5 protein-coding genes and 1 tRNA gene are annotated in these 7,767 nt (G+C 60.6%); 1 reads left to right on the top strand and 5 read right to left on the bottom strand.

The window, feature by feature from the left end; all coding sequences use genetic code 11:
- Positions 1-122: 122 nt before the first annotated feature.
- A tRNA-Val gene (locus QRN46_RS27375) sits at positions 123-199 on the bottom strand.
- Between the two features lie 184 nt (positions 200-383).
- Between QRN46_RS27375 and QRN46_RS27370 the strand changes: the two genes are divergently transcribed.
- Positions 384-1,667, top strand: coding sequence for an NAD(P)/FAD-dependent oxidoreductase (locus tag QRN46_RS27370; protein WP_011333368.1), 1,284 nt, complete (start codon positions 384-386; stop codon positions 1,665-1,667).
- A gap of 51 nt (positions 1,668-1,718) precedes the next feature.
- Here the strand turns inward: QRN46_RS27370 and QRN46_RS27365 are convergent, their stop codons facing one another.
- From QRN46_RS27365 to QRN46_RS27350, 4 genes are read right to left on the bottom strand one after another with little or no spacing between them, the layout of a single operon-like run.
- On the bottom strand, positions 1,719-2,690 hold the full coding sequence (locus QRN46_RS27365; protein WP_285358497.1) for an XdhC family protein: 972 nt from the start codon (positions 2,688-2,690) through the stop codon (positions 1,719-1,721).
- Positions 2,691-2,692: 2 nt separating this feature from the next.
- Positions 2,693-3,928: a c-type cytochrome gene (locus QRN46_RS27360; protein WP_285358496.1), complete on the bottom strand. Its 1,236-nt coding sequence runs from the start codon at positions 3,926-3,928 to the stop codon at positions 2,693-2,695.
- A gap of 2 nt (positions 3,929-3,930) precedes the next feature.
- Positions 3,931-4,470: a (2Fe-2S)-binding protein gene (locus tag QRN46_RS27355; protein WP_011333365.1), complete on the bottom strand. Its 540-nt coding sequence runs from the start codon at positions 4,468-4,470 to the stop codon at positions 3,931-3,933.
- Positions 4,463-7,294 (bottom strand): xanthine dehydrogenase family protein molybdopterin-binding subunit, encoded by a 2,832-nt coding sequence (locus tag QRN46_RS27350; protein ID WP_285358474.1) that lies wholly within the window; start codon positions 7,292-7,294, stop codon positions 4,463-4,465. Before QRN46_RS27350 ends, QRN46_RS27355 begins: the two co-directional genes overlap by 8 nt.
- Positions 7,295-7,767 lie beyond the last annotated feature (473 nt).

Raw genomic sequence — 7,767 nt, 5'->3', positions numbered from 1 at the left:
ATTACTCCCTCCTGAGAATGGGTCAGAAGGTGTAAACCTTATTCAGGACGAGACACAGACAACAAAAAAGGGCCCACCTTTCGGTGGGCCCTTCTAGACCGCCCAGCAGAGCGGATTTTGTTTGGTAGGCGCGATTGGACTCGAACCAACGACCCCCACCATGTCAAGGTGGTGCTCTAACCAACTGAGCTACGTGCCTGCTGTGAGGCGGCATTCTACGGAATTCCGGAGGGGTGTCAACACCTTTTTTTCACCTAACCCTATGAATATGCAAAATATTTAATTTTGACCCGGCGCAAGAAGATTTCTCGGTGGCTGGCGGAGGTTTTTCAACTGGGGTAGGATCGCTGCACTCGTAAAATATATTAAACAGAGGCTGCAGGATGGCGAACACCCCTTACCCAGAGTCTTATTACGCTGCGTCGGCCAACGCCGTACCACCACGCCCTGCCCTGCAGGATGACGTGGAGACGGATGTCTGTGTGATCGGCGCTGGTTATACGGGACTCTCCTCGGCCCTGTTCCTGCTGGAGAACGGTTTTCGCGTGACCGTGCTGGAAGCCGCCAAGGTCGGTTTCGGCGCTTCGGGGCGCAATGGCGGGCAAATCGTCAACAGCTACAGCCGTGACATCGATGTGATCGAACGCAGCGTCGGCCCGAAGCAGGCGCAACTGCTTGGGCAGATGGCGTTCGAAGGCGGCCGGATCATTCGTGAGCGCGTCAGCAAGTACAACATTCAGTGCGACTTGAAGGACGGTGGCGTATTCGCCGCCCTCACCGCCAAGCAAATGGGCCACCTGGAATCGCAGAAGCGCTTGTGGGAACGCTTCGGCCATACCCAACTGGAACTGCTCGATCAACGCCGCATCCGCGAAGTGGTGGCTTGTGACCAATATGTCGGTGGCATGCTCGACATGAGCGGCGGCCACATCCACCCGCTTAACCTGGCGCTGGGCGAAGCCGCCGCTGTGGAATCCCTGGGCGGCACCATCCATGAACAGTCGCCGGCCGTGCGCATCGAACGCGGCGCCAACCCGGTCGTGCATACACCGCAGGGCAAGGTCCGAGCCAAATTCATCATCGTTGCCGGCAACGCCTACCTCGGCAATCTGATGCCGGAACTGGCGGCCAAATCGATGCCGTGCGGCACTCAGGTCATCACCACCGAACCGCTCGGCGATGAACTGGCGAAATCCTTGCTGCCGCAGGACTACTGCGTAGAAGACTGCAATTACCTGCTCGACTACTACCGCCTCACCGGCGACAAACGCCTGATCTTCGGCGGCGGCGTGGTATATGGCGCGCGGGATCCGGCGAACATCGAAGCGATCATCCGCCCGAAAATGCTCAAGGCCTTCCCGCAGCTCAAGGACGTGAAAATCGACTACGCCTGGACCGGCAATTTCCTGCTGACCCTGTCGCGCCTGCCTCAGGTCGGACGTCTGGGCGACAACATCTATTATTCTCAAGGCTGCAGTGGCCACGGCGTGACCTACACACACCTGGCCGGCAAGGTACTGGCCGAGGCTCTGCGCGGACAAGCCGAGCGCTTCGATGCGTTTGCCGACCTGCCGCACTACCCGTTCCCCGGCGGGCAACTGCTGCGCACACCGTTTGCCGCACTGGGCGCGTGGTACTACGGACTGCGCGACAAGCTCGGTTTCTGATGAGCAAAAAAAGGGCCACTGAAAAGTGGCCCTTTTTACATCCAGCATCAATCACAACTGATCGCGTGCAATGCCGCTGCGAATCCGCAGGATATCTGCGAGCACCGCCAAAGCAATTTCCGCCGGCGTCTTGCTGCCAAGGTTGAGGCCGATCGGCGCATGAATTCGCGCCAGCTCGCTCTCCCCCAGCCCGCCAATCCGGCGCAAACGCTCGAAGCGCTTTTGTGAAGTCTGCAACGAACCCATCACGCCGATGTAAAACGCCTCGGTGCGCACAGCTTCCATCATCGCCAGATCGTCGATGCGCGGATCGTGGGTCAACGCCACCACCGCTGTATCACGGTGACAACCGCCATCGGCGATGAACACCGACGGCAATTGCCGGCGGATCTCCACGCCATTGAGCACCACGCCTTCCAGCACTTCATCACGCGGGTCGCAGAGAATCACTTCGAAGCCGAGACCGACCGCGAACTCCGCACAGGCCTGCGCCACGCTGGAATAGCCGGCCAGCAGCAAACGCTGGGCGGCCCCGATGCGGATCCGTACCCGGTCGATTTCACGCTCGATCCGCGCGCCCTGCTCGCGATCGGCAAACAGGCTGCGCGCTCCGGTGGTCAGATCGACCTCGCGAATCAACCGGCGCTGCCCCAGCAACGCCGATTCGAGTTCACGCAGGTGCGCCTGCACATCGCAGCCGGCGTCAAATTTCTCTACCAGCACATCGAGAATACCGCCGCACGGCAGGCTGACCCGAGAACGCGGATCGTCACCTTCGCCATAACGCACGACATTGATCGAATCGAGAAACGCACCTTCGGCGACGCGCTCGAGAAAGTCTTCCTCGACGCAACCACCGGACAACGACCCGATCCACTGCCCGCCGTCGTTCACCGCCAGCAGTGAACCCGGCGCGCGGGGCGCCGAACCGTAGGTCGTCAGCACGGTACACAGCCAGATGCGCTGCCCCGCCGTCGACCACTCCAGCGCCCGGCGCACAACTTGCAGATCGAGATGCTGCATGATCAGTGCGCCTTGTGCTCGATGGACGGAGCATCAGCCTGAAGCTTCTGCACATCGCCGACCGCCAGCTCGGCCGACTGCCCACCCCACCCCTGACGCAGGTAGTTCAGCAGATCGGTCAGTTGTTCGGCACTGAGCTTGTCGGCAAAACCCGGCATCGGCTGCATGTGTTCGAACCCGGCGAATTTCTGTTCGCCGATACCGTCCTCGATCACTCGCAACAGGTTGCGCGGATCTTCCAGGCGCAGCGTGGTGTTGCCGCGCATGGCTACCGCAATGTGCGGTTTGCCTTCGCCACCGGCCGCATGACAGCCAGCGCAGACATTCAAGTATTCCTGACGGCCGCGTTGAGCGCTGGCACTGAGTTTTTCCACCGGCACTTCGGTCAGCTCTTTCGCCGCCGGAGGCTTGTCGCCCAGCAGGAAAGTCGCCATCGCCGCCAGATCCGGATCATTCAGACCCTGAGTGCTGTTGTGGAACACCGGAAACATCTCGTTGAACATCGTGCCCTGGGCGCTCATGCCGTGCTTGAGGAACGTACTCAGGTCCTGATGGTTCCAGCCGCGCGCCGCCAGATCAGTGGCGAGCAGGCTCGGTGCCAGGTAGCCGTTGAGGATGCCGCCGGTCAGGCGCTTGTCCAACTGCATCGCGCCCGGCAGGCCGCGCGGCGTGTGGCATTCGCCGCAATGGCCAAGCACTTCGACCATGTACTGGCCGCGTTTCCACGCCTCGCTTTTGCCTTCGGCAGATTCGAGCTTCAAGGCTTTGCCATACATCATGTTCCAGCCAATCAAGCCCGGACGCACGTTGAACGGGAAGCTCAGGCTCGTCACCGGAGCTGCACGCTCGATCGGTTCGACGGTTTTCAGATACGCATGAATCGCATCCGAATCCGCACGCGGCATCAAGTGGTAGGAGGTGTACGGCATCGCCGGATAGAGGTTCGCGCCGTCACGACGCTTGCCCTCAGTGAGCGCAGCGAAGAATTCGTCATCATTGTACAAACCGATGCCGTGCTCTTTGCTTGGAGTGATGTTGGTGCCGTAGATCGTGCCGAACGGCGACACGATCGGCAGGCCTCCGGCAAACGGCGCACCGCCTGGCGCCGTGTGGCACGCCATGCAGTCGGCCGCGCGGGCAAGGTATTCGCCGCGCTTGACCTGATCATCCGCATGCGCCGCCAACACAGGAGCAGCCAGCCCGACCGCCAGGGTCAGGCGGGTCAGTAATTGCTTCATGCTTAACCCTCCTTGACCAGGCCGAGATCGGTCAGCACGTTGCGGGTAGCGTTGTAGTAACGCACGTACCCGGTGCAACGGCAGACGTGATGACCGAGGCTGTCCTCGATGACTTGCTCCAGTTTGCTTTCGACGATCGGCTGGCGTTGCAGCTTTTCCACCAGCACGGTCGCGGCGTTGACGAAGCCCGGCGCGCAGTAGCTGCACTGGAAGGCGAATTCGTCGACGAAACGCTGCTGGATCGGGTTCAGCTCGGTGACCTGACCTTGCTCGTCACGCTTGGCGTGGCCTTCGATGGTGCGGACTTTCTTACCCTCGAAGTAATGCGCGCCGGTGATGCAGGTACGCACTTCTTCGCTGCTGCCGTCCGGGTTGTCGACGATCACCACGCAGGCGTGGCAGATGCCCTGGCCGCAACCCAGGCGCGAACCGGTGAGGTTCTTGTATTCGTGCAGGTAATCGATCATCGGCAGGTCATCAGGGATGTCCACCGGGCCGACGGATTGACCGTTGAGGGTCAGTTGAAGCGGACGGTTAGCCATTGAGGGCCTCCTTGATGCGCGCAGCAGTGATTGGCAGATCGCGAACACGTTTACCGATGGCGTGGGCCACGGCGTTACCGATGGCGCCGACCACCGGGATCATCACCACTTCGGCGATGCCTTTGGACGGGTCGCTTGGGGACAGCGGCGGCAGGATTTCCGACGTCTGCTTCCACACCGCCACATGCCGTGCCATCGGCAGGCGATAGCGGTTGAAGTTCCAGTCACCCTCCCCCGGCCCGCCTTCGTATAGCGGCATCTCTTCCATCAAGGCGTGACCGATGCCCATGGCGATCCCGCCTTCGAGCTGGCCACGAACCAGTTCTTCGACCAGCACCCGACCGCATTCCAGCCACGAGTGATGGTTGAGCACTTCGACTTCTGCCGAACCTTTGTTGACCTTCAACTCGACCAGCGTCGCGACCGGACTGTAATAGGTCACGGCGGCGTTGTTCAGTTGAACCACCGGATAGGCAACATTCTGCCGATCCAACAGGTGGAAACCGGCACTGGTCATCTGTGCCTTTTTCGCTTTCGGGGCGCCGTCGCCGTACTTCACCGCCAGACCGTCGAGCGGCAGACGCTCGCGCACGCCGTCGATGCTGTATTCGGCTTCGGCCCAGCTCCAGCGGTTGAAACCGTGAACCGTGGCACCAGTGACCAGACCGCGCTCGTGAGCACGTTTGGCCAGCTCTTCGAAGGTCAGCGGCTGCATACCGTTGGCGGTCAGTTTGCCGTCGACCCAGTGCGCATCTTCGCGACGCACCACGTAAGGGTTGGCCTGGCCGCCGTATGGACCCTGACGCCAGATCTCCAGCGCTGCCGGCCACAGACCGTGGTTGAATAGCACGCGCGCCGCTTCGCGGGTGGCGTGACTGAAGTAATAGGCGGAGTTGGTCGCCGACGAGGCCGACGCCAGTTTGCCGACCCAGCGCGGATTGCGCAGGAAGTTGTCCTGCTCGGCCTGGCTCATGATGTAAGGGTTGCCGGCGGTCACCAGCTGCATCTCATCCCACTCGGTTTCGCCGGTCTTCACGTCGTGAGCCGCGCTGCCGAGGAAGTCAGCCACCACCAACGCTTGCGAGGTGGACATGCCGGTGCCGATCTCGATTCCGATATGACGCAGGGAAATGTGCCCGTCAGCGGTGAATTCGATGCTGGCCATCGGTGCTTCGGAACCGGTGCCGAAGTCTTTCTGGCAAATGGCAAAGCCTACGCCATACCAGTTATCCGGGTCTGCCGCTTCGCGCTGCTTCTTGATCGCGTCGCGGTTTTTCCACACTTCGTGCAGCGAAGCCTTGTCGAGAATCTCGTGCAGGCGCAACGCACCGGCCGGGATCGCACCCTGGGTGTTTTTCATCCCCGAACGCAGCGCATTCTTGCGGCGCAGATCAATGGCGTCGACACCAAGGCGATCAGCGATTTCGTCGACCATCATCTCGGTGGAAGCCATGCTCTGCAGCGTGCCGTAACCGCGCATCGAACCTGCTTCAACGGCACGGGAATGGTAAGCGGTGACCTGCAGGTCGTTCTGCGGCATGTAGTAGATCGATTGCGCGGCAGTGGCGCCAACGGCGGCCACCGACGGGCTGTAGTTGATCCGGCCGCCACCATCGACGCTCATCTCGGCACGGAAAATCTTGAAGCTGTGATCGGTCTTGTCCACCGCCAACTGGTAACGGATGTCGAACGGGTGGCGCTTGATGCCGCTCTGGAACTGCTCGTAACGGTCGTTGGCCAGGCGAATCGGCACACCTGCGCCGTACAACGCCGCCAAAGCCGCGTAGTAAACGAAAATGTTGTGGTCCTTGGAACCGTAACCGACGGTGTAGCCCGGGTGCATGTTCAGGTTCGCCAGGCCGAAACGCGACGGTCCGATCATCTTCGCGGTCTCGGTGGCGGTTTCCAGCGGACATTGGGTGGCGACGACGAAATGCAGGGTCTTGGTCGCTGGGTCGTACCAGCCGTTGCCGTTGTCCGGCTCCATCGCGGCCGGCTCGATCGACGGGGTCTTGTAGCGTTCGTCGAACACCAGCCAGTTGTCCGGCGGGGTGTCGATCTCTTTCTTCATGCGGTCGGCGTAGAACAGGCCGCGCTCGGTCAGGTTGCCGTGCAGGTTCGGCTGGGAATTCCACACCGGGCGACGGTTCTTCAGCATCGGGAACAGGATCGAGTCCTTGAGGCTGGCGAACTCATCCTCGTCCGCCGACGTCGGGCCACCGACGCGCACGTAGCGGAAACTGCCATAGGGATCGCCTTCGTAGAACGGCACATGGGCACCGTAACGAATCGCTTTGTCATTGAATTTGAGTTTGTTCTTGGCCTGGCGGAAACGCTCGAAATCGTTCCAGATCAGGATCGCGACCGGGTGACCGATGAACATCGGCACCTTGCCTTCCGGCAGCAGAGGATCCGGTGCGTGCTCTTCAGGGAACACGATGCCGTCCTTGTCCAGGTCGGCAGCGGTGACGATGCGGTCAGGCTGCAGATCGGCGCCAAGCCACGACAGGTCATAGCCGTCGTAGATGCGGTCAGCCTTGATGGTTTTCAGCAACATGGCGTGGCCTTGCTGCTGGGGCCAGCCCGGCATGTCCTTGGAACGGATGTCGCGAGCAAACACCTTGCTGCCGCAGACCTTGGACAATGCATCGTTACGCTGGCGCGCCTTGCCGTTGTTGCCGAGCCACTGCTCGGACGGCACGGTCACGCTGTTTTCCATCAAGGCACCGAGCGCCTGACTGCTGAGCGGCGTGAGCGTAACGCTCACACCCGCCACCAGCCCGCCCTGAAGGAACGAGCGCCGGGATATTTCACGGTTGGACATGGATCATCCTCTGGGCGGTTATGGATCCGCCCTTCTGGTTATCTACTGGGAATCTCGAGTCTTGCAGAAGCCCTTTTTGGCTAAACAAAGGGCGTGTTGACAGTGCAAAGCTGACCGAAAGGTTAACTTTAAAGGTTTCTGCGCTCGCAGCAAACAACCAGTTACAAAAATTTGACTAAAGAATCAAAAATCAATGCGGCATTGCATCGCAGCGACCCATGGACGCAGGGGAGATTGCCGGATGGCATAGAACGAGCCACGACTTGCGTTCGTCGCCGACTACAAAGGAGGAATTTTGGAGAGGCCAAATTTCAGACACAAAAAACCCCGGTCTTTCGACCAGGGTCTTTGCTATCGATTCCGAATCAACCAGAGGTTGCTTTCGGTGTTTCAAGGCGTTCAGTGGTCCTTGAAACAGATATGGCGCAGCGGACGGGACTCGAACCCGCGACCCCCGGCGTGACAGGCCGGTA

Origin of the sequence: Pseudomonas sp. lyk4-R2A-10, from assembly GCF_030209075.1 — a bacterium.
Lineage (GTDB): Bacteria > Pseudomonadota > Gammaproteobacteria > Pseudomonadales > Pseudomonadaceae > Aquipseudomonas > Aquipseudomonas glycinae.
Note: the sequence above shows the minus strand (reverse complement) of the source record. Positions and strands in the feature narration are given on the sequence as shown.

Bases quoted from the DNA above. Each gene is read 5' to 3' on its own strand.
- QRN46_RS27370 (WP_011333368.1), top strand. From the start codon at position 384: ATGGCGAACACCCCTTACCCAGAGTCTTATTACGCTGCGTCGGCCAAC.
- QRN46_RS27365 (WP_285358497.1), bottom strand. From the start codon at position 2,690: ATGCAGCATCTCGATCTGCAAGTTGTGCGCCGGGCGCTGGAGTGGTCG.
- QRN46_RS27350 (WP_285358474.1), bottom strand. From the start codon at position 7,294: ATGTCCAACCGTGAAATATCCCGGCGCTCGTTCCTTCAGGGCGGGCTG.
- QRN46_RS27360 (WP_285358496.1), bottom strand. From the start codon at position 3,928: ATGAAGCAATTACTGACCCGCCTGACCCTGGCGGTCGGGCTGGCTGCT.
- QRN46_RS27355 (WP_011333365.1), bottom strand. From the start codon at position 4,470: ATGGCTAACCGTCCGCTTCAACTGACCCTCAACGGTCAATCCGTCGGC.